This is a genomic window from Vibrio sp. SG41-7, assembly GCF_014164465.1.
GTDB lineage: Bacteria > Pseudomonadota > Gammaproteobacteria > Enterobacterales > Vibrionaceae > Vibrio > Vibrio splendidus.
The window spans coordinates 1-24618 of record NZ_JACJFF010000074.1; the positions used below are offsets into that span (position 1 = coordinate 1).

The window sequence follows — 24618 nt, forward strand, 5'->3', positions numbered from 1 at the left end:
CTTAAAGGCTTAAAGGCTTAAAGGCTTAAAAGCTTAAAACAAAAAACGCCCCGAAAGGCGCTAAAGTTAAACGAGCAAAAAAGATTCAGGCTAGTTTACTTGTTGTTTAATGTACTCACCCAGTTCTGAGTGGTGCATGATTTTCGAAACTGGCAATATCTTCTCGGCAGGGCCCCAAGCAAACACGTTCACTGGTGTGTGAGTATGTGTACCTGTACCCCAAACGATGTTTTGGCCGGTTGCTTGTTCACGAGCAAGCAGGTTGCCACGGTCGTTATATGGGAAGAAAGCATCGAAATCGTTGATAGCAGGCACTTCTTCTGCCGACAAGTATTTGTGCTGAGCCAATCGGTATGGGTTCGGCTTACTGGCTAATACGTTTTTCGCTTGTTCAGCAGTGATAGGGAACTCACTGTTTTTATTGACGATCTCAGCCAGTTTTTCAGGTGTTTGCAGCGATTTATCCAACTTCTGAAATTCGCTGATCATGCCGTAGTAGCTTTGCTTCTGGTTGTATAAACCATCAAGAATGTCGAATGCGCCAAAGTTAAAGTTGGGTGCATAGTCGCGGTCAGCAAAGGCTTCGCCAGAACGTTTCTGTGGTTTTGGTAGGTCATTAGAAGAATAGCTGAAACCGAAAGAGCCTGTTTCGTGGTCGGCGGTCACAATCACGATCGTGTCTTCACGATCTTTTGCCCATTCATACACCGTTTGGATCGCTTCATCAAACTTGAGCAGTTCATGCAGCATGGTGCCTGCATCGTTACTGTGTCCCGCCCAGTCGATTTGGCCACCTTCGACCATGAGGAAAAAGCCATCTTCATCTTTGGATAGGATGTTGAGCGCTTTTTGTGTCATCTCTTTCAGGCTTGGCTGAGTTCGTTCGCCACTCTTTTTCTTGTTGCTGTAAGCGATGCCATCATCCATGCCAGAGTAGGCGAATAGGCCAAGTAGTTTATCGCCCTGAGCATCGTCTAGCATATTGCGATTAAACGCCAGTTGGTAGCCGTCTGTCTCTGCTTCAGTCAGCAGGTTACGGTCGTCTTTACGCTTCGATTTTAGATAAACATCACCTTGAGTCAGTTTCTCAAGTTGCTTATAGGTTTCACCTTTGTCGTTGGTCGATTTAGGGATCCAATGACGTAGCCCTCCAGAGAGCATCACATCAGCGCCCGTTGCTAACATGTCAGATGCAATTTGATTCTCTAAAGAACGGTGAGGTTGGTGAGCGGCGAAAGAAGCAGGGGTCGCGTGAGTTAAGCGCGTGTCGGAAACTAAGCCGGTCGCTTTGCCTGCTTTTTTCGCTTTCTCAAGTACTGTCTCAACATGGTTACCCTGGGAATCGATACCGATCACTTCTGAACCGCTGTAGATACCCGTTGCAAGCATGGTCGCAGAGCAAGCTGAATCCACTACGATTGCGTCTTCCGGATGCGTTAGGGATGAACCAATAACCCCTTCTTGAGCAAGTTGATAAATGGCCGTTTTGTTCCCTTTATAGATGGAATTTGGCGCTTGGTTTGCGTAGGTTTCCAATAAGCCAACTTGCTGAGGTCCCATGCCGTCGCCGATCATCAGAATGACATTTTTGATTTCTGCTGAAAGTACGTTGAATGAGAGTGTAGAGGTTACCACTGCGGTAACAATTGGTTTCATAAAGTGCTTCATTAGTTATCCCTTTTTATATAAGCGGGATGATTAGAACACCGATTTGTGTCAAAGTCGTTTCATATTTGTTTCATCAATATGAAATTGAGCAATAACTCAAATTTTTAGAAAAACATAAAAAAAGGCTCACATTTCTGTGAGCCTTTGTCGTATTTAGGAGAGTCCAAATAAATGGACTGTGTCATGGCTAATGTCAAGCAAGTGGCAGTTCTGCAACCACCTGATTGAACGCGACTCGAGCTTTCTGAGCTTGCTCTGATAACTCAACTTTTTTCGCTTGAGCTGTGCTTAGGTTGTTTTCAGCCTGCTCAAGTGCTTGTTGTAGGTTTTCAGGAAGCTCATGTGTTTCCATTTGTGCACCCTGTTCAAGAACATAAGCGCGGATTTCTTTCTTCACATCAGCAAGGGCTTTATAAGCTTCGCGTTCAAGTTCTGCGGCTTCTTGTGCTGCGTCTTTCTCTTTCTCGAACTGTGCCAATGCCATCCCTTCTGCCGACCATGGATCCATGTCTGGCAGCTCTTCGATGTTAATCGTCGGCTCGATGTAACTCTCTTGGTGACGTAAATCGAGGCTCGTTGCACGAACGGCTGAGATCATCAACATCACAGAGATAGCCAGTAGCGGTAAGCCACCAACAATCGCAGCCGTTTGAAGCGTGCTTAGACCGCCCAAGAACATCAGAATCGTTGGTAAGAACGACAGTGTGAATGCCCAGAACATACGGTTCCAACGCATTGGCTCTTCGGTCACGTTGTTCTGAACCACAGAAGCCAAAATGTAAGAGATAGAGTCAAAGGTTGTCGCAGTAAAAATAATACACAACAGTGTAAATACGGCGATCACTAACGTGCTCATTGGCAGTTGTGCCAGCATCGAGAAGATAGCTTTGGTTGCACCTTCTTCGTTTAGGATTGCAACGACATCTAGCTCACCAGATAACTGTAGGGATAAACCGTAGTTACCTAAAATCATGAAGAATAAGAAGCAGCCTAATGAACCAAAGAAGATAGAGCCTGACACCATTTGTTTAATGGTTCTGCCGCGAGAGATACGCGCAACAAACAGGCCCATGCTTGGTGCAAAAACTAGCCACCATGCCCAGTAGAAAATGGTCCAATCTTGTGGGAAATGGGTATTTTCGAACGTACCGTAGCCGCCGAATGGTTCAGCCCACGTTGCCATCACAAAGAAGTTAGACAATAGGCGACCAATCGAGTCTAGACCCGTTTCAAGCATGAAAATCGTTGGGCCAGCGATTAGGACGAATATCAATAAGCCCATTGCGCCCCAGAAGTTGATGTTACTGAGGATCTTGATGCCTTTTTCCAAACCCGCATACGATGAGTATGCGAATATCGCAGTACAAACCAAAAGCACCATAACTTGAGTGACGTTATTTTTTGGTAGGCCGAATAAGTGGTTAAGACCTTCAGTAATAAGAGGTGCTGCTAAACCTAACGTTGTTGCTGCGCCACCTAATAGACCAAAGATGAATAGGATATCTACAACTTTACCTGCAACGCCGCGGCTATGGTGTTCACCCAATACTGGCATTAATGCGCTAGAAATTTTTAGTACAGGTTGTTTACGTACATAGAAAAAGTAGGCAATTGGAATAGCAGGGATTAGGTAGATAGACCAAGCAATTGGACCCCAGTGGAATAAACCATAGGTCGCAGCCCAACGTACGGCTTCTTCACTGCCGGGTTCTAGTTGAAAAGGAGGTGATTGGTAGTAGTAAGCCCACTCGATACAGCCCCAGTACAAGATACTTGCCCCGATACCACCACAGAAAAGCATTGCTGCCCATGAAGCGGTTTTAAATTCAGGTTCTTCATCGGCTTCACCCAGTTTAATTTGTCCCATATCACTGAACACAACGTAAACCATGAAGGCACAAGCTGCGAGTCCAAGCGCTAGGTACAAGAAACCAAGTTGGTCTGTCATAAAGGTTTTAGCGACCGCGATCCAGTCTGCTCCTTGCGTCGGGAACATAATCAGCGGGAAGATGATCGTGAGTAGGAGTGCTATCGCACCAAAAAAGGTTGGCTTATCAATAAGCGCAAAAGAGTTTTTCACGAGTATTATTCCATTAAAATGAGAGCGGAATTATGTCGTGAACTCGTTTTTTAGGACAAATTAGGTCTGTTGTCGTGACGACAAATCGATTTTTTGTAATGAAAGAGGCTCAGAGCAATAGGGACAATGTAAGCAGTGCTGTGCAAACAATGCACGTGGTGCGGTGAAAGGAATGTCGTAAAGGAAAGTAAGGTTATATAAGAGCGAGAAGAATGCCACCAACCGTTGCCGCTGCGGATAAGTATTGCCCTGCTGAATAAGAACCATCGTCCTCTTCTTCAATCTTATCTGGGTGATCCATACCTAATGCGCCGTGAGCAAATGACTCAACCTTATCAGTAACGGTCGCGTTTTCAGCTTCGACTTTCTTGGCTTCTTTATCGATTTCTTTAAGGGCAGATAATAGGGCTTTGCCCTCATCGGAAAGCTTAACGGTATTTTGCTCAACCTTAAGAGGTGCAGGCTTGTCAGCTTCAATGCTTTTAGCTTGTGCGTTCATTTGCGAAGGTGAATACAGCTGAGTGTTACTCGTTCCTACTGGCGTCATATCGCTCTCCTTACCTATCCTTAAATATAGTATCGGCAGAGGTGTGAAAAACTTGTGCATTTAATCACCGTGGTGATGTTTTTTTATTCGCACAATATATCTTCGTCTGCTTAATCAAAACTGCTTGGTAATTAAGCAATTCCTATGCCGATATCAATATTTATCTTAGGGCGCCATTGAACAAGCTTTTAGTTTGTTAGACTTATGCCAGACCTAAACTTGAACAAGATTAAGTCTGGATAGCGAGTTTAGTCGCACTTGAGATCGGATCCGCGCTTAGATAGGTGCTTGTATGCCTTCATTCGGTTCTCTTTCTTAACAAAGCGAGCCGGTGGCGAGAGAACTTCAAGCTGATAGTCACTGCTATCCGATGAGATCGCTTCAACTGGGCTGATGATGGCAATTTTCAAATCAGGGTTACGACGTAGAATCGATGCTGCCGTGCCTATACCACCTTCGGTGTGGAACTTACCGGCCACATGAATCACTTGTTGGTCTGGGTTTGATGCGAGGTAATCAACAATCGACTCTGCCATGGTTTCGTCCCATGTGACTTGAGCCGCAAACTGTTTTTCTGTTTGCTCTGGTGTTCCGTGATGCATCGAAGCCATGAACTTTTCTTTATAAGGGCTATCGCCAGTATCCACTTCTGAAGCAATCCATTGACGTTGTTCCGTCGTTAGCTGATCTAGATAGGATAATCCTTTACGGCCGATACACTGTACAAAGGGTTTTGGTGCGTTTGCCGCAATGATATCGACGTTGTTGGTTTTAGCGAACTCCACTAACGCGCGGTAATCACTTTCGTAATTTGGCCAAGCAGCCGCTTGAGACATGAGAACTTGTTCGCCAATCTCATCATTTAGATATTGGTTTAATGTGTCTTGATGCTCTCGAGTGAATTGTTCCATTGAAAGCGCGATGTTTGATGTGGCGTTGCGGCGCGCTTTTAAGAAATCGGTTTGGAAGCGATGGATTGCCGAGTGAGTGTGCCATTCGCCAATAAGAACCACATCAGCGTCAATCAGCTGTTTAGGTAATGCATTGAGAGAAAGCGCTTCGCCTTGTGGAGACGCGAATTGGTAGTCGTAGAATGTGGAAACGGCTTGCGTTTGCGTGTTAGCCACGTTTTGAGAAGTGCTGTTTGAAGGTTGATTAGCACAAGCTGTAAGCAGGGTAGCTAATCCGATAAGAATAATACGTTGCATGAAATGCCTCCTTGAAGAACACGCATACTAAAGGAGGCAAGATGAGATTTCAATGCAAACGATAATCAATATCAATTAAAGTTGTTTGCGGTACACTCGTAGCATAAAGTCAGCTTCACAGTTGAATTGCTTTGAATCAGTGAGTTGTTGTTTAAACTCTTCACTCGCTTTCCAAGCAAACGGCGTCATCTGTAGCAGGTCGAATGCGTCTGACCCCGATAGTTCCATCATATAGTTTAGTTGCTCTTGGTGCTCAAGAGTAAAACCTTCGATCATCTCTGGATCTTCATCGTGCAAACGAACGCCATCATAAATCGCATCACGCAGCTGATACAGGTGTCGGCTAGCAGGTGTCACGGTGATCACCACACCATTGTCTTTGATGGTGCGTTGCAGCTCTTCTGCCTTGCAAGGCGCGTAAATGCGTAGAATGCCGTCTAAGCTATTTTCCGCAAAGGGTAGACGATGGCTTGATGCAACTGAGAAGTCGACCGCTGGATAGCGTTTAGCGGCATATTTGATAGCAATTTTAGAGATATCTAGACCAAAAGTAGCGCCATTCTTTTCTTGAAGGTTTACCGCAATTTCATTGGTGTAATAACCTTCACCACAACCTATATCTAATAGGCTAGGGGCTGTTTCTGGCAGATAGCTAGCGCATAGACCAACAACGGCTTGGCGCATCGGATCGTAGTGGTTGCCTTCAAGGAAGCGGCGACGAGCCTGCATCATCTCTTTGTTGTCACCTGGATCTTTTGAGCGTTTGTGGTGTGCTGGCATCAAATTGACATAGCCTTCTTTCGCTAGGTCGAACTGATGGTTCTTTTCACACTTAAACGTACGATCGTTTTGAGATAAAGGTTGGTGACACAAAGGGCATTGGTAAGTCATTGCGAACTCGAGGTAGAAATTTCAAGTCCAAAATTTTAACAGGAAGCATAGTGGGGCGCTAGAATAAACGCAGTTGTCTTGGCTAACGACAATCCGTGAATAGGTAGGGCCAGTTAGTGAAGAGATAGAGCCAACGTATGGTTGGCTCTATTGGTTATGAGCAAGTCACTGATAGAAACAGTGAACTCGGCTTCTAGCTAAAGAAGTTAACTTGGTTCTTTAACGACTCAGCTTGTTTTTGAAGTTCATCAGCACTGTGAGAGGTCTTAGCGCTAGTTTCACGGCTCTGCTGGTTGAGGTCGCTGATCGCATGTGCGTTTGCGGCGATTTCTTGAGAAACCTGAGCTTGCTCTTCTGATGTCGCAGCGATGGTTTCAGCTTGAGAAGCAATAGATTCAACTTGAGAGGCAATCGACTCTAGAGCCGTACCGGCTTCTTGCGCTTTATCGAGTACTTGGTTGGCATTCGATTGGCTTTGTGTCATCAGGTTCACGGCATTGTTAGTGGAAGATTTCAACTTCTCGATGATGCTCACTACGTCTTGCACTGACGTTTGTGTACGATGAGCCAATGTTCTTACTTCGTCAGCGACAACGGCAAAACCACGCCCCTGATCACCCGCACGTGCTGCTTCTATCGCAGCGTTCAACGCAAGTAAGTTGGTTTGTTCTGCGATGTCATCAATCATCTTAGTGACGGTTTGAATGCTTTCGCTATCAGAACTCACTTGTTCGATGGCCGATGCTGACTTGTCTAATTGATCATTCAGCTGGGCAACATCAATACACACACCTTCAACGACTTCTAAACCTTTCTGGCTGTCTTCATTGGCAAGGCGAACATTTTCAGCAATGCTGTTCACTTGCTGCGCTACAGATTCTGCAGAGGTGGCCATCTCTTCAATGGCCGTAACGACTTGCTCAACCTGTGCTTGCTGGCGATCAGATTGACTCAAGTTGTGGCTGGCATCTTGTGACACACTGCTTGAGCTATTCTGAACTTGATCACTGGTTGTACGTATCTCGCCCACGAGTGTATTCAATTGAGCTGCCATGTTCGCAACACCGGTATTTAGGTTGCTGATCTCGTTTTTCGTCTGCTTGCCATTGTTTGGAATATGCAGGCTCACTTCGCCTTTTCCTAAACGCAGCATGTACTCGTTTAACGTCGTTAGTGGCGTCAGTGTACGGTTTAACACGAAGGTTAACGCGACGATGGTAGCGGCAGCAATCAAGGTAGCAATTATAGCGATGAGCTTGAGTAATTCATCACTGCCCTTGGTCACTTCCTTGATAAAAGTACCGCCAAGCAGTTTCCAATCCCACCCGGGAACTTCAGTGTAGACAAGGTACTTCTCACCAACGGTTTCTTTAACCTTGTATGGATATAGAATTAGACCTGATGGCTGTTCAAAGATCTGATAGAAAGGTTTGTTGCCGTCATAGTCAGCAACATCAACAATCGATTTACCACCGCCCACGTTAGTTGGGTGCAGTAAGTACTGGCCTTGATGCTCTTTCTCATTATCAACAATGATGGTGTATCCCGTATCCCCCCAAGAAACAGAGCGTAGAGATTCAAACAGGCTTTGAGTCGCCTCTTCTACTGGCAGACCAATGAAAGAGACACCGTTTACTTTGCCTTGAGCATTGGTCAAAGGCGCATAGTAGGTGATGTAACGTTGACCGAAGAGCTTAACTTGAGAGTAATAAGGCTGGCCATTTTTGAGCTTGCTATAGCCTGGATGATTTTTCCCTAGCGTGGTCGCAACGACTCGTTCGCCTGAAGGTTTTTTAAGAGACGTAGAGACACGAATAAAGTCGTCGCCAAATGGGGCAAATAGGGTCGCTACGGCGCCGGTGTCGCGAGTAAAGCTATCGACGAGTTTGGTGTCATTGATTAGGCTCTCACCATACTGAGTCATGTTGGGAATAGAATGACCGTTGAACTCAACGTCATAACTTTCAACATAAACACCTGCTAGGTAGCCGTTACGAAAAGTGGATTCTAAAACTTTAGCGGTATGCAGGTAAGCATCAAACTGACCAGAGATGGTTTTGGCCATCGCTTCTACTTTGGATTGGTGTTCTTTTAACGTGTTGTCTAATAATACCTGTGAGGCATTGCGGTACACGAGTGTTGCAATGGAACCAAAGGCGATAAGCAAGCACAGCAAAATGACCAACTTAAGTTGGAAGCCAACACTTTGATTTTTGTATTTCTCGAACATGAATTCACTATCCTGTCTTCATTGAGGTGTTGTTAAGTGGTTTTAAGGAAGTTTGTTATTGAGCTTTCTATCATAGGTACTTATTTATCGGCAGTAATTGATAATAATTAATGAATTGATAGTTATATTTATAAACTAGAGTGATGCGAGCTGAATGATGTGTGGTTGAACACAGAGGATATAGGCTGATTGGCTGGTATTAAGGTTTTGATTTATCTGCGATACGTGTGAAATTAGGGCAATAAAAAATGCAGCTCAATGAGCTGCATTTGTGTTTTTAATTAAACTCGCTAGAGGTCTAGTTTGAGGAAATGACCGTAATCAGCTGGTGGTTTTCGCCAGGCTGTAACGTTTTTCCTGCTTCTAGGCTTGGTGCGTGCAGTGTTGATTCTACACACATCATGGTTAGGTAACCGTCGTCTTGCATGTCGCCCATCGCTGTTGCGCCTTCAGCCCACGGGTTCCACAATACTGCAGAGTTATGACCGTGGTTTTCAACTGTTAGCGTGCGATCGAGATTTTTGTCAGCAACAAAGATTTGCGCTTCTGGTTGCGTGTAAACGCGGTCAATTGTGTCGGTTAGTACCAGCTCAGAACCACCTTGGCAGAGCTTGCCACCTTGCAGGCTATCAATGTACTCAGCACCCATACCAGTGGTGGTTGTATTGTGAATATCGTCAACGTTTAGGTAAGTGTGTAGGGCTCCAGAGAAAGTCCATGGTTGTGAATCTGTGTTTTTCACATCCAAAGTTACTTTTAGTTGGTCACCAATCTCAACATTTAAACGTGCATCGAACTGATGCGGCCATACTGCCAGAGTTTCTTTATTCGGCTTTAGGCCTAGGCTTACAATCACACCTGCTTCGCTTTCACGGTGCTCAACTAATTGCCATTCGCTTGAACGTGCAAAGCCATGTGCCGGTGCTGCAATGCGACCAAACCAAGGCCAACATACTGGAATACCACCACGTAAGGCTGTTTTTCCATCGAATTTAGCTTGTTGGCTCATCCAAATAAGGTCTTGTTGACCTTGTGGTTGGAATGACACCACATGGCCTCCAAACAATGAAATGGCTGCGTTTGCTTTATCGTGGATAACGCGAACCAATTTTACACCTTCGTGTTCAACGATAGTCACGTTGTCAGAAAGTACTGTCAGTGTAGGTAGAGTAGATAAATCCATTACATGATCCTTCTAAGGAAATTGAATTCAAATGCTGGCTAGAACAGTGCTCGTGATTTTATGAGTGACAAGCAGAGCCAGTATTGGAATTAAATTTTGCGTTTTGACTTAAGTTTTAGGTTTGGCTTCAGTTTTAGTGTGTGACTAGCCAAGGCATTTGGGCGATCGGGGGCGAAGCCGTTTAAAAGATAGCGGGTATTAAAAAGGCGACACTAAGGTCGCCTTTTTCAAAGTCTGCTCAAAACAGTCTTCGCTAATGCTTATCTAAAGCTATTTCTAAAAAGAAATTACTTAGAGATGTGAGCGATTAGGTCAAGAACTTTGTTTGAGTAACCGATTTCGTTGTCGTACCAAGATACAACTTTAACGAATTTGTCAGTTAGAGCAACACCAGCTTTAGCATCGAATACTGAAGTTTGAACTTCACCGATGAAATCTTGTGATACTACTTGGTCTTCAGTGTAACCAAGAACGCCAGCCATTTCGCCTTCAGAAGCTTCTTTCATTGCAGCACAAATTTCTTCGTAAGATGCAGATGCTTTTAGGTTAACAGTTAGGTCAACTACAGATACGTTAGCAGTTGGTACACGGAAAGCCATACCAGTTAGAAGGCCGTTTAGTTCTGGAAGAACAACGCCTACAGCTTTAGCAGCACCAGTTGAAGATGGGATGATGTTTTGAGAAGCACCACGGCCACCGCGCCAGTCTTTAGCAGAAGGGCCGTCTACAGTTTTTTGAGTTGCTGTAGTAGCGTGAACTGTAGTCATAAGACCAGACTCAATGCCCCACTTATCGTTAAGTACTTTAGCGATAGGTGCAAGACAGTTAGTAGTACAAGAAGCGTTAGAAACGATGTCTTGACCAGCGTAAGATGCTTGGTTAACGCCCATTACGAACATTGGAGTTGCATCTTTAGAAGGACCAGTAAGAACTACTTTCTTAGCGCCAGCAGTGATGTGCTTACGTGCAGTCTCGTCAGTTAGGAAAAGACCAGTTGCTTCAGCAACTACGTCTACTTCGATAGCATCCCACTTAAGATCTTCTGGGTTACGCTCAGCTGTAACACGTACAGTTTTACCGTTAACGATTAGGTTACCGCCTTCAACTTCAACAGTACCGTTGAAACGGCCGTGAGTTGAGTCGTACTTAAGCATGTATGCCATGTACTCTACGTCGATTAGATCGTTAATACCTACTACTTCGATGTCTGCACGCTCTTGAGCTGCGCGGAATACGAAACGGCCGATACGGCCAAAACCGTTAATACCTACTTTGATAGTCATTGTAGTTGCTCCACAACTTAATTTCTGATTAAAGATAACTGGTAGTAAAATTACAGAATCCAGTATACATCTGCAATAGATAATCCGACTTAACTTGTTTAATGTCAAAAAAAAGCGACGCTTTTCTTAACAATTGGGCGTAAGTGGTTGAAAATTGACCATTGCAAGTGGCTCTGTACCCTTCCAGTTGGGTAAAATACCCCTAAATGATGATTCACTTATGAGTGTATATGTACAATGTTTCCTGGTGAGAAAGTATGTGCTACAAAACGACTGATATGCAAGCCTTTATAGAAAAAAGTAAATATAATAACTGAGAATGTGGAGAGATATTAACGTGGTTCAAAAGGGAGGAAATATGATAAAGCCTGATGAATACTGGCGTGAGCGCCTAACGGACGACGAATTTGCTGTGTGCCGTGAACGTGGTACTGAAGCCCCATATAGCGGTAAGTTATTGCACAACCATAACACTGGTGTCTATAGCTGCACATGCTGTGAAAGCCCTTTGTTTCTGTCGGATAACAAATATGACTCTGGGTGCGGTTGGCCAAGCTTTGATGCCCCAGTGAATGATGAAGCAGTACGCTATATAGAAGATCTAAGTCACGGAATGAAGCGTGTGGAGATCCGTTGTACTGCATGTGATAGCCATTTAGGTCACGTTTTTCCTGATGGCCCACAGACAACAGGTGAGCGATTCTGTGTTAATTCTGTGTCGTTAATTTTCAACAAAAATGACAAAAGTACGAAATAACTTGTCACAATTGTTTAATCCTTACAGGTCGTACTTGTCGATTAAGGACTATTGAACAACCCAAGATTTCAGAATTAACTCTAGTACAAATAAAAACAGCTACCATGAAGGTAGCTGTTTTTTTGTGCATTAAGAAATCAAAACTAATAGTTCGGCACTATAGACGCGGTGTAAACGCCGTCTTCAATGGCTTCGACAATCTTTTCAGCATCATCATTGAATTGCTTGTATTGAGGTTTGTCGAAACGATACAGCACAGTGAGCTCAGCTTCAGAAGCAATGGGCACATCAAAGTCTTTGGCAACCATTGCCCACACATACGCTTTTTCCATATGACCAAGGCTGTGGTTGATACTGGCCATCGACTTGAAGATTTCAGTGTTGACGACCGAACCATTTGAAAGCGTTAACGCATTATTGAGTAGTTTAAGCGTTTTTGCATGATTGCGGGTGGTATAGAAGGTGGCTAAGGCATATTGCATTTCTGCCGTATTTAACGCTTCTTTCCCTTCTAGTTGTAGGAAACTGCGTCTGGCGTTGGTGTCCCCGGTTTGTGACCACAAGAAGTAAAGCGTTTCCGGTGTATTGGATTGCGATAGTTCATCTACAATACGCTCAGACTCTTCGATGCTGTGCATTAAAGAGGTAAAGCGACGCTCTTGTAGTTTCGATTGGTCAATCGTCTCGATCTGCGCCGCAAGCTCTAGGCACTTTTTGTACGCCGTGACTAATTTGAACTCTTTAATCTTATTGGCTTCGGAGGGTTGCTTCTGAACTTCAAATCGATGCCAGATGAGGTCGGTACGTGCGACGCGACATTGCCCATCGTTCATGTTCAATTCCTCACACTGCAGCCCCGGATGACTTTGACAGAGTTGATCGGTATTTTTATTTCCTTCAAGACACCCAACCAGAGTGAAAGGTAATAGGCTAATCGCCAACCGTTTCATCATTTTCATATTCCTTCACTTGTGATCGAATGCACTTATTATCGGTCAGGTTCTTGACTCAATTCTGTTACGGGTTATTTTCTGGTGAAAATTGTTAAAACTAAGGCTTTATCATGGATGCAGAACAACTTCTTAGCGCAATGACACCCGAGGTCTACGAACGTTTAACTTACGCCGTTGAGACGGGTAAATGGCCAGAAGGTACGGCGCTCTCTAAAGAACAGCGCGACTCGTGTATGCAAGCAGTTATGTTATATCAATCTAAACATAACTCCGAAGCTCAACATATGACAGTTGCAGCTGGTGGTGATATTAGCTTTAAATCTAAGTCTGAGCTTAAGAAGCAATTTAAGTCAGACCAAGAAGATATTGTTAGGGTTAACCCGAATCATTAGGCTTAAATTACAACAAAGGGGTGGCACTGTGCCACCCCTTTAACTGTTAAGCCGTTTATTTATAAGCAATAAAACGATTTAGTTCACGTTAAACGCCTGCGATACCCATGAAACGACTGGGTTAATGCGAAGGTTTTGGTTAAACCTAAACCTCTGAACCTATAGCTCTAAACCTCTAAACCTATAGCTGAACAAGCTTATAAACTCATCTCACCGCGCAACACTTGTTGCATTTGATCCTTCACTTGTTCGTAGCTTAAGTTTTGGCTCAACAGGTAATGTAACTTCGCCAGTGCCGCTTCTGGTGTCATATCGTAACCACTGACAACTCCAGATTCTGCTAGTGCACAACCCGTCGCGTAACCACCCATATTGACTTTACCCGCCAAACACTGAGTTAGGTTCACTACAATCACACCTCGTTCTGATGCATCTTTTAAGTGCTGAAGTAGCTCTTGATTTTGTGGTGCGTTACCAACACCAAACGTCAGCAAAATCATTGCGTTAACAGGTTGTAGTAGCGTGTTGCGAATCACCTCATGTGAGATGCCTGGATACATAGTGATTACACCGATGGGTTGCGGAGTAATGTTATGAACCTTGAAAGCACCTTCAGGTTGCTCGTTTACCTTTACGTTATTGCTGATCTGGATATTGATACCCGCTTCTAGCAATGGGGTTAGGTTTGGAGAGGTAAACGCATTGAAGCCATCAGCGTGTGATTTTGTACTGCGGTTACCGCGCATCAACTTGTTGTTGAAGAACAGTGTCACTTCGTTGATCGGGTAGTTCGCTGCAATGTGCAGAGCATTTAACAGGTTTGCTTGTCCGTCTGAACGTAATTCTGCTAATGGGATCTGAGAGCCCGTAACAATCACAGGTTTGCCGAGGTTTTCTAACATGAATGACAGAGCTGAGGCGGTGTAAGCCATAGTGTCTGTACCGTGCAGGATAACGAAACCATCGTACTTATCGTAGTTCGCGCGAATATCATCAGCGATAGTCTGCCAATCAAGTGGCGTCATATCTGAAGAGTCCATTAATGGAGAGTATTCATGAATGGTGTACTCAGGCATTTCTGGGCGATGGAATTCAGGCATGCCAGCTAGCTGCTTATCCATAAAACCTGCGACTGGGACATAGCCGTGGTCCAAAGACTTCTGCATGCCAATTGTGCCGCCGGTATACGCGATATAGATGTGTTTTCTTTCCATGGCGATTAATACTTAGTGTGATATAGGGAACAGGGGGGCGATTATAGCGAATTATCATGCAATAAAAAGAGGCGCCTCACACAGAGGCGCCTCTTGATAACAAAGCGTTGAGCTTATCTTATTGAACTTGGCAGTTTAAGCAAAAAGCGTATCGGCCTTGTGGGTCGTTAAAGTTGCCTAACAGCTGGCTATCTTGAGCTAACTGCTGAGTAACAGGTTGTAAACTGCTTGGAATCATTGATTGGATATCAAAGCCTATCGACATCTGAACTTGATTCATAAATTCTTGAATAAATTGTTCAGTCGTTGAAAGTGGTTCTTCTACCCAGTAGATGTTGTAGGTTTCAAGCTCTGCAAGTGAAGCCGCTGCTGCAATCGCATCATCAAAATCACCAATTTCATCGACTAGACCTTTCTGGATTGCATCTTGGCCAGTCCATACTCGGCCTTGAGCTATCTTGTCGACAGCATCGACTTCCATGCCGCGATTCTCTCCAACTAGGCTGATGAATCGGCGGTAACCGTTTTCAATGCCCATTTGGAACGCATCTTTCGCGCCGTCGCTAAGCCCAGTCGTAACACCAAGACCAGAGAAAGGCGACGTACCAACGCCATCAGTGTAAACACCAATATCGTTCAACCCTTTTTCGAAAGTTGTGATAACACTAAAGATACCAATCGAACCAGTTAAGGTCGTTGGTTGAGCCAAGATCTTGTCCGCACCCATCGAGATCCAGTAACCACCCGAAGCGGCAAGGCTAGACATAGAGACAACAACCGGCTTGCCCGCTTGCTTGATCGCTTCAATTTCATTGCGAATCACTTCTGAAGCAAATGCGCTACCACCTGGGCTGTCTACACGAAGTACAACAGCTTTTACTTTGTCGTCGTTGCGCGCTTGGCGAAGTAGTGCTGCTGTGGTGTCACCACCAACGGTGCCACGTGGCTGCTTACCATCCATAATTGCGCCGCTAGCAACAATCACAGCAACATCGTGCGATTCACTTGTTAGGTCTGGAAGCATGGTTGTACGGTACTCGTAGTACCCAAACGCGTTATAGCTGTCTTGACCATCACTGCCGAAGACGTCAGCAAGCTCTAGTCGTACTTGCTGGCGAGTTGCCAGTTCGTCAACTAAACCAAGCTTCTCTGCCAGTTTTGCGATATCGCCATCAACCGACTCAAGGTCTTTTAAGAAAGAGTCCATGCTTGGGTTCAAGGTTTTAGCATCGATCTGACGGTTGTTGCTTACGTCATCAACGTATGCGCCCCATAATTGGCCTAACCAACGAGAAGCAGATTCTTTCGCTGCATCTGACATGTCGTCACGAATGAAAGGCTCGATAGCTGACTTATAGGTACCAACACGGAACACGTGCGTGTTGACGTCTAGCTTCTCTAATAACGTTTTGTAGTAAAGCGAATAGGCGCTGTAACCTTTAAGAAGAACCCCACCATCTGGTGATAGGAAGACTTTAGTTGCGTAGCTGGCTAGGTAGTATTGGCTTTGGTTGTAAAAGTCACCCACCGCATAAATTGGTTTGCCTGTTGCTTTGAACTCGTTGAGTGCTTTAGCAATGTAGCGAAGCTTGGTCAGATTGGTTTCTGGCAGTTCTTTGAGTGCTAAAACGATACCAGTAACGTTGTCATCGTCTTTGGCGTAGCGAATCGTTTCAACAATATCAAACAGGACGTTCTCTTTCGGAAGGTCTTTGCCAAGCAGTGAACCCGTGACCGAATCCATCGGATTGATATAGCGACTCTGCTCCACGATAGGACCAGACAGGTTAAGCACTAAAGCCGATTCCTGTGGAACAGTGGGCTGAGTTGTGTCTGAGTGGAAGTATACAAAGTAGATGATGGCGATACTGAGTAAAAAGAAGAGGTTAACGAGCGCAAGACGCACAAACGTGATGAGCTTCCAAATCCCTTTAAAGATCATACCTATAAATTTGAATATCTTTTTCATTATGTCTCCGCAGTGAGATCACGTGGCTTTAACAAGCAACAGTACTATTAATCTCAATAATATGAACTGCTTAGTATCCTACGATAATTCCCTAGCTCAAACTACACCAAGAATTGTTAATCGATATATATTCTCATTAAGTGTAGACATATTAAGGGTTTCTGAACGATTAATACCTTCAGCATTATGATCGGTGTTACAAAAATGTAAACGGTTGTTTGAACTTTTGGTGATTGAGTTATATTGTGGTCAGACCACAAGGATATAATAATAGAAGTGATGTCTGCCATGTACCCACATTTACTCGAACCACTCGATCTTGGATTTACTCAGTTACGTAACCGTGTATTGATGGGATCAATGCACACGGGTTTAGAAGAAAATAAAGAAGGCCTCCACAAGCTTGCCGCGTTTTATGAAGAGCGAGCAAAAGGAGGCGTTGGCCTTATTGTTACCGGTGGTTTCTCTCCTAATTTACGTGGCAGATTGACCCCATTTAGTGCTGAGTTCAGTAAAGTTAAGCACGCAAAAGCTCACCAAGTTGTTACCGAGGCCGTGCATAAGCATGGCGGTAAAATTGCCCTTCAGTTGCTGCATGCTGGCCGCTATGCAATGCACCCATTCGCGCAAAGTGCTTCGGGCATCAAAGCGCCAATCGCTAAGTTTGCACCGAGTGAGATGAGCCCTCGTCAAATTAAAAAGACCATCGGTGCTTTTGCCAACAGTGCAGAATTAGCTCAGGTTGCTGGCTATGACGGCATAGAGATCATGGGCTCGGAAGGCTACTTGATTAACCAATTTATCTGTAAACGTACCAACATGCGTTATGACGAATGGGGCGGTTCTTATGAGAAGCGTATGCGTTTCCCGCTAGAGATCGTTAAATCGATTCGCGAAGCGGTGGGTAAAGATTTCATCATTATTTTCCGCTTATCGATGCTGGATTTGGTTGAGCAAGGCAGCACGTTCGAAGATGTTGTACTTTTGGCTCAGAAGCTAGAAGAAGCGGGCGTGACCATTATTAATACCGGCATTGGTTGGCATGAAGCTCGTGTTCCTACGATTGCGACACAAGTTCCAAGAGGGGCATTCTCTTGGGTGACGGAAAAAGTGAAACCATACGTGTCGATCCCAGTGGTGACATGTAACCGTATCAACACGCCAGAAGAGGCGGAACGTATCCTCAGCTCAGGACAGGCCGACATGGTATCAATGGCTCGTCCATTCTTGGCTGACCCTGATTTCGTTAATAAAGCGGCTCAAGACCAAGCTCAGTTCATTAACACCTGTATCGGTTGTAACCAAGCTTGTCTTGATAACGTATTCAAAGGCAAAAGAGCGAGCTGTTTGGTTAACCCTCGTGCTTGTTACGAGACTGAAATTGTTGTTCAGCCTGCCGAAGCGACCAAAACTATTGCCGTGGTTGGTGCTGGGCCTGCTGGTTTAGCCTGCGCGACGACGTTGGCACAGCGTGGTCATAATGTTGATCTGATTGAGAAAAATGACCGTATCGGTGGACAATTTAGATTGGCAATGCAGATTCCGGGTAAAGAAGAGTTCAGAGAAACGATTCGTTACTTTGCTAATCAAATCGATGCATCAGGCGTGAACTTAAAACTGGATACTGAAGCGACGTTTGAGATGTTGTTGAAGTACGATGAAGTCGTGATGGCTGCCGGTGTTGAGCCAAGAAAGCTTGATATTGAAGGGATTGACCAAGAAAACGTAATCGATTATCAAACCTTGATTCGAGAAAAGACACCAGTAGGCGAAAAAGTCGCGATTGTTGGTGCCGGTGGTATTGGTATTGATGTGGCAACTATGCTGACAGAGCCGACTTCTCACAGCTTGGATGACTGGCTGCATGAGTGGGGCATTGATAAGAATATGGAACACCCTGGTGGACTTTATCCTTACCCTGATTCGTTCAGTGACAAAACGGTTTGGGTGATGCAGCGTAAAGCGGGTCGTGTCGGTAAAGGTCCGGGTAAGACTACAGGTTGGATTCATAAACGCACATTAGAAAAACGTGGTGTGAACTTACTTGGTGGCGTGAGCTACAACAAGATTGACGACCAAGGTCTGCATATCAGCGTTGGTAAGAAAGATCAGGTACTCGATGCCGATTCCGTTATCGTGTGTGCGGGTCAGGTTTCAGTTCGTCCATTCGAAGACATGTGGCAAGAGTTTGGTGGCAAACTACACGTGATAGGCGGTGCCGATTACGCGGGTGAACTGGATGCCGTGCGTGCGATTCGCCAAGGTGTTGAGTTAGCTATTAAGCTTTAACAACAAACAGAATGTTCTCGTTTGATAAGTTTGAATCATAAAGTTCAATAAGCTGAACTAGACGGGTAACTAAGCTTGGACTAGACAGATAAATAAGGCCCCTAAGTCATAGATTTAGGGGCCTTTGTTGTTTCTAGTGTCGTTTCAAATATTGCTTCAAATAGACAGCCGTTGAGATTTATTATCGTTTGTGTTCTGTGCTACAGTTCAATTATACAAACAATAAAAATTAGTAAGGACTTCAAATGGATGCTTTGGATCTATTGCTCAACAGACGCTCAATCGCAAAACTCTCTGATCCGGCACCTGAAGGTGTGGCGTTAGAAAATATCATTAAAGCGGGCTTACGTGCTCCAGACCACGGCGCATTGACACCATGGCGCTTTGTTATCGCACAAGGCTCAGGGTTACAGAAGCTCTCTGATATTTTGGTTCGTGCAGCACAAGCTGACGAGAGCGAAGAAGCGGTCATTGAGAAAGTTAAAAAAGCGCCGTTTCGAGCACCGATGGTTATCACTATCATCGCAAAGGTAACTGAGCACGAAAAAGTGCCTGCGTTCGAGCAACATCTGTCTGCTGGCTGTGCTGCGCAAGCAATGCAAATGGCAGCCGTTGCACAAGGTTTCCAAGGTTTTTGGCGCTCAGGTAAGTGGATGTTCCACCCTGAAGTTCACCAAGCTTTCGGCCTAGAAGGCGACGATGAAATCGTTGGTTTCCTATATTTGGGTACTCCGGGCTGTGCGCCAATGAAAGCGCCAGAACGTGACTTCTCAAAGTTCGTCGAGTTCTTGTAAAGAAAGCTGAAGCTTGAATAGTGGAATGCTAACTGTATAAACAACCAGTTTTCCTTGATTTCTAGGGGCCACATTAGATAATGTGGCCCTAATTGTTTGTAGCATCTGGAAAAACATGTCTCGTCTTATCATTGCTGAAAAACCAAGCCTAGGCCGCGCGATTGCCGCCGCACTACCGAATCCACAGAAGAAAGACCAAGGGTTTATCAAATGTGGTAATGGAGATGTGGTGACTTGGTGTATTGGACACTTATTGGAGCAGGTTGAGCCGGATGCTTATGATGACCGCTATAAGAAGTGGAATTTAGCCGATCTTCCTATTGTGCCAGAGCAATGGCAGCTGAGACCGCGCAAGACTTCAAGCAAACAGCTCACGGTGATCCGAAAGCTATTGAAAGACGCGACCCAAATTGTCCATGCGGGTGACCCGGATAGAGAAGGGCAGCTGCTAGTGGATGAAGTGATCGATTACTGCAAGGTGTCTAAGGCCAAGAAAGAGTCGATGGACAGGCTGCTGATCAGCGATTTGAACTTGCCAGCGGTGAAGCGTGCGCTCTCTCAGATGCGCAGTAACCGAGATTTTATTCCACTGTCTATTTCTGCTTTAGCACGCTCTAGAGCCGATTGGCTGTATGGCATGAACATGACCCGAGCTTACACCTTGCTTGGTCAAAAGGCGGGTTACCAAGGCGTGTTGTCGGTAGGGCGAGTGCAAACGCCAGTACTTGGTTTGGTTGTAAGACGTGATGAAGAAATCGAGAATTTCATTCCTAAAGATTACTTCACTCTGCACGCTTTGATCCCTTATCAAAACAACGGCCAGAGCTTTGATATTCGAGCGCGTTGGAAACCAAGCGAAGCATGTAAACCATGGCAAGATGAAGAAGGCCGAGTGCTCAATCGAAAGCTGGTTGAGAACGTGGCTAACCGAATTGCAAATCAACCCGCGACGGTAACGGAATCAGAGCAAAAGCAAAGTAAACAAGCTGCGCCACTGCCTTATTCGTTGTCAGCTTTACAGATTGATGCGTCTAAGCGTTTTGGTATGAGTGCTCAACAGGTGTTAGATACGTGTCAGTCGTTGTACGAGAAACACAAACTCATCACTTACCCGCGTTCTGACAGCCGCTACCTACCTAAAGATCATTACTCGCAAAGAGAGTCGGTCGTGGATGCTATCGCTAACAATGCGAAAGAGCTGCAAGGTGGTGCTCAAGGTGCGGATCTTTCTCTTAAATCCAAAGCATGGAACGACAGTAAGGTCGATGCTCACCACGCGATAATTCCTACTCCGAAAAAGTCATCGGTGAACGGCCTGTCTGCCAATGAGATGAAAATCTATCAGCAAATCGCTCGCCAGTATCTAATGCAATTCTACCCACCTGCTATTTTTGCCGATGCCAAGTTAGTCTTTGATATTGCTGGTGGCGTGTTCATCGCAAAAGGGCGTCAGCTTATCAACCCGGGCTGGAAAGTGTTGATGGGGAAAACGGACACTGAAGAAAAAGGTGATGGCACGGATACGGTGCCTCCATTGGATAAAGGTACGGTGTTGACGTGTCGTGAAGGCATTATTGGCGATAAGAAAACCGAACCACCAAAGCACTTCACGGAAGCGACCTTGCTACAAGCGATGACAGGTATCGCGCGCTTTGTCGCGAACAAAGATCTTAAAGCCATTTTGAAAGAGACCGATGGTCTTGGAACGGAAGCAACCCGAGCGGGTATCTTAGATACTTTGTTTAAGAGGCAGTTGCTAACTCGACAAGGTAAGAGTATTCATAGCAGTCCTGCGGGGAGAGGTTTGATTAATGCCTTACCTGAGGACTCGACCTTTCCCGACATGACGGCTCACTGGGAGCATCAGTTGCAAGGTATGGCTGAACGAAACCAAGCGTATCAACCCTTCATGCAAGCGCTAGAAAGTAAGATCGATGGCTTAATGGGCAAGGTAAAAACAGGTGAAGTCCCTGAATCCCTGCGTCATCTTCCTAAAGTTGAAAGACCAGCATTCAAGCGCCGTAAAGGTGGTGGGACAAGGAAGAAGACTTACGCGAAGAAAGGCGCTAAAAGTTAATCAGTTAGAAACTGAAAGCTAACAACACCCATTATTGATATTGGAAATCAATATTAACGACCGACCTTGCGCCCACAACGTTTAAACAGCTGCTGCCAATAATCAACATGGCGGCGAGTTGATGCTCGAAAGGCGTGATGCGCATCTTTGATGGGAAAGTAATAACTGTGTAGTTCAGGTTGTGCGTCAAACATCCCAAGTTGCGGGGCTAACTGCTGATAGTAGCCATCTAATTGCGCCATGTACGGCTGAACTTTGCCTATATATTGCTGCTCGAACACATTGTTGATATAGCGAAACTTAGTCGTGTCTCGTTGTTTACCACAGATGATATTGTCATCAAAAGTTGTCAGCTGTTTGGTGATGGTATCAAGTTCGGCTGAAGCTCGCGTGAGCGAGTAGTATAAATCCCCGAGCGTAGAGCTCTTTTCTAATACTTCTTGAACCTCAGTAGTCTTTCCCGAAACGAGCGGAACGTTTAACGCTTGATTGATATGTTCTAAGGCATCACTGGTTTGTCGTACCTGATCGCCGATATCAGCACGTAACCACTGACTACCACGCATTTGCGACTGCATGGCATCGCTGGCATAGATTAGATTCCACTGGTGCAGCGGAAACTGTGTGAGTTTCTGCTGCTCGATTTCTTTCAGTAGCTCTACGACCTCAGGGTCTAATTCGCTACCGGATAAACATTTCCCAACACCTGCAAGTAGGGCGACTTGATAATCGTAATTACGAAACTCATCCGCGACCTTCCCCAGAACCGAATTTCTTTCTGCAATCAGATTGAACAATCCACACTGGCGAAGCTGGTAACTATCGATGAGACCGATAGAAAGTGAGGGCACGTCAATCAGCAGTTTTCTTTTTCTCGGTAGGCTTTCAAATTCCCATTCCTCTTTTATCTCGTCAGCATCTTGTACTCTGGCTATCTTGGTTTGGTAGTCGTCGAACAAGTCTCCGGGGCCATCACTGAAACAGCCAGCTAGCATCACAGTCAGACAAAACAGTGTTGAGTGCTTAACTAGGTTTGAGAGAGGGCCATCATTCATCTGCGGGTTACCAATCTATTTCGCTGCCATCGAAATTGAAGAAGTGACCACTTACTTCAGTATTCGCAGACTCGATGACTTTTATAAGACCAGAAGCTGAGGTGCCGGTGTCGATCAGAGCATTAGGGCCGCCCATTTCGGTCTGTACCCAACCAGGATGCAGAGCTAACACCGTAACGCCGTTATCCGTTAAGTCGTTACTTAAGCTCTTCACAACGGAGTTTAGAGCGGCTTTGGAGGAGCGATAGATGTAGCCGCCTCCTGAGGTGTTCTCGGACATGCTACCGACTCTGGAAGACAGGCAGGCGATCTTTTTGACGTCACTACTTTCTATAAGAGGTAATAGAGTCTCGACAAGCTTCAATGGCGCAATGGTGTTGACTTCGAATACACGACGCCACTCTTCGACATCGGTATTACCCAGACCATAACCTTTTGGACCATAGTAGCCAGCGTTGTTGATCAAGATATCAATCGACTCTATTTGCGAAGTGAGGTGGCTCACCGCTTGGTAATCGGTTATCTCTAATTGAATGCAGGTCAGGTTGCTGTTGTGGTCTGCGAGAGAGAGCAGTTCTTTTGCTGAATTGGCATCACGATAAGTCGCGTACACCTTGTGGCTACCTTCCAAGTATTGTTGAGTCAGGCTTAAGCCAATGCCGCGATTTGCTCCAGTAATGAAAATAACGCTCATGGTGATTCCTTTTTAGTTCAATTAGTTAAGTTTGATGGCTTAACACGAGAAAATCAACGCTCCACCAACTGGCCATTAGCATTCCTATAAAAATCATTACTGCTGCTACTGAGCCGCAGATCACCCCAAAGATGAGTATTAGGTTTTTCATTGCTGTCTCTTTTTTAAAGCTAAGATAATGATAACTATTATCATCAATTAAGGTTGTCGCCTAGGCTGAGACTGTTATGATTTTGAGAAAGATACGCAATTAACCTGATTATGATTCCTTTAATTTACCACCCAATCTATTCGCAGTTACCTTTACCAGAAGGTCACCGTTACCCGATTAACAAATATCAGTTGTTACACAGTGCTGTTGAAGCGTTAATGGGTAGCGATCCACAATGGGGTAATGCATTCGAAATGTTCCAGCCAACGCCAGTTTCAGTTGAGCAAGTAAAACAAGTACACGATAGCGAATATGTCGATTTGCTTGTGTCTGGTAATTTGCCTGCAGCAAAGATGAGACGCATCGGTTTCCCGTGGAGCGAACAACTTATCGAAAGAACACTCTACTCAAGTGGTGGAACCTGCTTGGCCGCTGAAATGGCAATAGAGAGTGGTTTAGCGATTCATTTGAGTGGTGGTTATCATCATGCGCATCATGATTTTGGCAGTGGCTTTTGTTTGTTGAACGATCTGGTGTTAGCGGCAAAACATGCGCTGACCTTTGAACATATCGATAAAGTGCTTATCGTCGACAGCGATGTTCATCATGGCGATGGCACAGCAACTCTTTGCCAAGAGAATGACGACATCATTACTTTGTCGTTCCACTGCGACAAAAACTTCCCTGCACGAAAACCGCTGTCTGATTTAGATGTGCCGTTAAGTCGTGAAACAGAGGATGAAGAGTTCTTACGTTGTTTTGAACAAGTCACTAAGTTAGCGATTGCTCACCATCAACCTGATCTGATTATTTATGATGCGGGGATCGATATCCATCAAGACGATGAATTGGGTTACTTGAATGTTTCGACAAAAGGGATATTTGAACGCGACTGTTTGATGATTGAATTAGCGAAATCAGAGTCTATTCCGATGGCATGCGTAGTCGGTGGCGGATATCGAACTCAGCACCAAGATCTGGTTCCAATTCACATGCAGTTATTGAAGGCCGCATTTGCTGTTAGCAGTTGAGCGGTGAGCTTGTGTGATCTCCAGATACAAAAAAGCCGCTGATTTCTCAGCGGCTTTCTTTAATGTGGTGGAGGGATAGGGATTTGAACCCTAGAACCGCTATTAACGGTTGCCGGTTTTCAAGACCGGTGCTTTCGACCACTCAGCCATCC

General features: G+C 45.0%; 19 protein-coding genes. 6 read left to right on the top strand and 13 right to left on the bottom strand.

From position 1 onward, the window contains the following. Positions 1 to 90: 90 nt before the first annotated feature. From H5300_RS17795 to gap, 8 genes are all read right to left on the bottom strand, one after another. A complete protein-coding gene (locus H5300_RS17795; protein WP_182796532.1) occupies positions 91 to 1668 on the bottom strand; it encodes an alkaline phosphatase in 1578 nt (525 codons plus the stop codon). A 193-nt stretch (positions 1669 to 1861) separates the two neighbouring features. After that, positions 1862 to 3748 carry a BCCT family transporter gene (locus tag H5300_RS17800; protein WP_017079506.1) on the bottom strand — a complete coding sequence of 629 codons (1887 nt, stop codon included), beginning with the start codon at positions 3746 to 3748 and terminating at the stop codon, positions 1862 to 1864. Between the two features lie 193 nt (positions 3749 to 3941). Beyond that, positions 3942 to 4295, bottom strand: coding sequence for a hypothetical protein (locus H5300_RS17805; protein WP_004734101.1), 354 nt, complete (start codon positions 4293 to 4295; stop codon positions 3942 to 3944). Between the two features lie 248 nt (positions 4296 to 4543). Further along, positions 4544 to 5503, bottom strand: coding sequence for a ChaN family lipoprotein (locus H5300_RS17810; protein WP_182796533.1), 960 nt, complete (start codon positions 5501 to 5503; stop codon positions 4544 to 4546). 75 nt (positions 5504 to 5578) lie between these two features. Then, positions 5579 to 6394 (bottom strand): 23S rRNA (guanine(745)-N(1))-methyltransferase, encoded by an 816-nt coding sequence (gene rlmA, locus H5300_RS17815; RefSeq protein WP_017085075.1) that lies wholly within the window; start codon positions 6392 to 6394, stop codon positions 5579 to 5581. Positions 6395 to 6587: 193 nt separating this feature from the next. Further along, positions 6588 to 8624 (bottom strand): methyl-accepting chemotaxis protein, encoded by a 2037-nt coding sequence (locus H5300_RS17820; protein WP_004734098.1) that lies wholly within the window; start codon positions 8622 to 8624, stop codon positions 6588 to 6590. A 298-nt stretch (positions 8625 to 8922) separates the two neighbouring features. Beyond that, on the bottom strand, positions 8923 to 9807 hold the full coding sequence (locus H5300_RS17825) for a D-hexose-6-phosphate mutarotase (protein WP_182796534.1): 885 nt from the start codon (positions 9805 to 9807) through the stop codon (positions 8923 to 8925). Positions 9808 to 10094: 287 nt separating this feature from the next. Beyond that, entirely contained in the window at positions 10095 to 11090 is a 996-nt protein-coding gene (gene gap / locus H5300_RS17830; RefSeq protein ID WP_026012234.1) for a type I glyceraldehyde-3-phosphate dehydrogenase, read from the bottom strand. A 319-nt stretch (positions 11091 to 11409) separates the two neighbouring features. On the opposite strand from gap, the gene msrB reads away from it, so the two are divergent. Then, positions 11410 to 11847 carry a peptide-methionine (R)-S-oxide reductase MsrB gene (gene msrB / locus H5300_RS17835; protein WP_017079511.1) on the top strand — a complete coding sequence of 146 codons (438 nt, stop codon included), beginning with the start codon at positions 11410 to 11412 and terminating at the stop codon, positions 11845 to 11847. Between the two features lie 143 nt (positions 11848 to 11990). Here msrB and H5300_RS17840 read toward each other — a convergent pair whose 3' ends face one another. After that, on the bottom strand, positions 11991 to 12797 hold the full coding sequence (locus H5300_RS17840) for a DUF2989 domain-containing protein (RefSeq protein ID WP_182796539.1): 807 nt from the start codon (positions 12795 to 12797) through the stop codon (positions 11991 to 11993). Between the two features lie 113 nt (positions 12798 to 12910). Between H5300_RS17840 and H5300_RS17845 the strand changes: the two genes are divergently transcribed. Next, complete coding sequence (locus H5300_RS17845) at positions 12911 to 13192, top strand: YeaC family protein (protein ID WP_017092496.1); 282 nt, start codon at positions 12911 to 12913, stop codon at positions 13190 to 13192. A 197-nt stretch (positions 13193 to 13389) separates the two neighbouring features. Here the strand turns inward: H5300_RS17845 and ansA are convergent, their stop codons facing one another. Both ansA and sppA read right to left on the bottom strand, forming a co-directional pair. Beyond that, positions 13390 to 14406 (bottom strand): asparaginase, encoded by a 1017-nt coding sequence (gene ansA / locus H5300_RS17850; protein ID WP_004734091.1) that lies wholly within the window; start codon positions 14404 to 14406, stop codon positions 13390 to 13392. Positions 14407 to 14524: 118 nt separating this feature from the next. After that, complete coding sequence (sppA, locus tag H5300_RS17855) at positions 14525 to 16375, bottom strand: signal peptide peptidase SppA (RefSeq protein WP_102455713.1); 1851 nt, start codon at positions 16373 to 16375, stop codon at positions 14525 to 14527. Between the two features lie 279 nt (positions 16376 to 16654). Here sppA and H5300_RS17860 point away from each other — a divergent pair, with 279 nt between their 5' ends. The 3 genes from H5300_RS17860 (at position 16655) to H5300_RS17870 (ending at position 21535) form a co-directional block, all read left to right on the top strand. Next, entirely contained in the window at positions 16655 to 18664 is a 2010-nt protein-coding gene (locus H5300_RS17860; RefSeq protein ID WP_029224607.1) for an NADPH-dependent 2,4-dienoyl-CoA reductase, read from the top strand. Positions 18665 to 18909: 245 nt separating this feature from the next. Further along, positions 18910 to 19458 (top strand): NAD(P)H nitroreductase, encoded by a 549-nt coding sequence (locus tag H5300_RS17865; RefSeq protein ID WP_182796535.1) that lies wholly within the window; start codon positions 18910 to 18912, stop codon positions 19456 to 19458. Positions 19459 to 19573: 115 nt separating this feature from the next. Beyond that, positions 19574 to 21535 (top strand): DNA topoisomerase III, encoded by a 1962-nt coding sequence (locus H5300_RS17870; RefSeq protein WP_182796536.1) that lies wholly within the window; start codon positions 19574 to 19576, stop codon positions 21533 to 21535. 53 nt (positions 21536 to 21588) lie between these two features. On the opposite strand, the gene H5300_RS17875 is transcribed toward H5300_RS17870, so the two are convergent. Together H5300_RS17875 and H5300_RS17880 are read right to left on the bottom strand one after the other, a co-directional pair. Beyond that, positions 21589 to 22590, bottom strand: a complete 1002-nt coding sequence (locus H5300_RS17875; protein ID WP_182796537.1) for a DUF3080 domain-containing protein — start codon at positions 22588 to 22590, stop codon at positions 21589 to 21591. Positions 22591 to 22597: 7 nt separating this feature from the next. Beyond that, positions 22598 to 23284, bottom strand: a complete 687-nt coding sequence (locus H5300_RS17880; RefSeq protein WP_102462563.1) for an SDR family oxidoreductase — start codon at positions 23282 to 23284, stop codon at positions 22598 to 22600. Positions 23285 to 23545: 261 nt separating this feature from the next. On the opposite strand from H5300_RS17880, the gene H5300_RS17885 reads away from it, so the two are divergent. Next, positions 23546 to 24466, top strand: coding sequence for a histone deacetylase (locus H5300_RS17885; protein ID WP_182796538.1), 921 nt, complete (start codon positions 23546 to 23548; stop codon positions 24464 to 24466). The last annotated feature ends 152 nt before the right edge of the window (positions 24467 to 24618 follow it).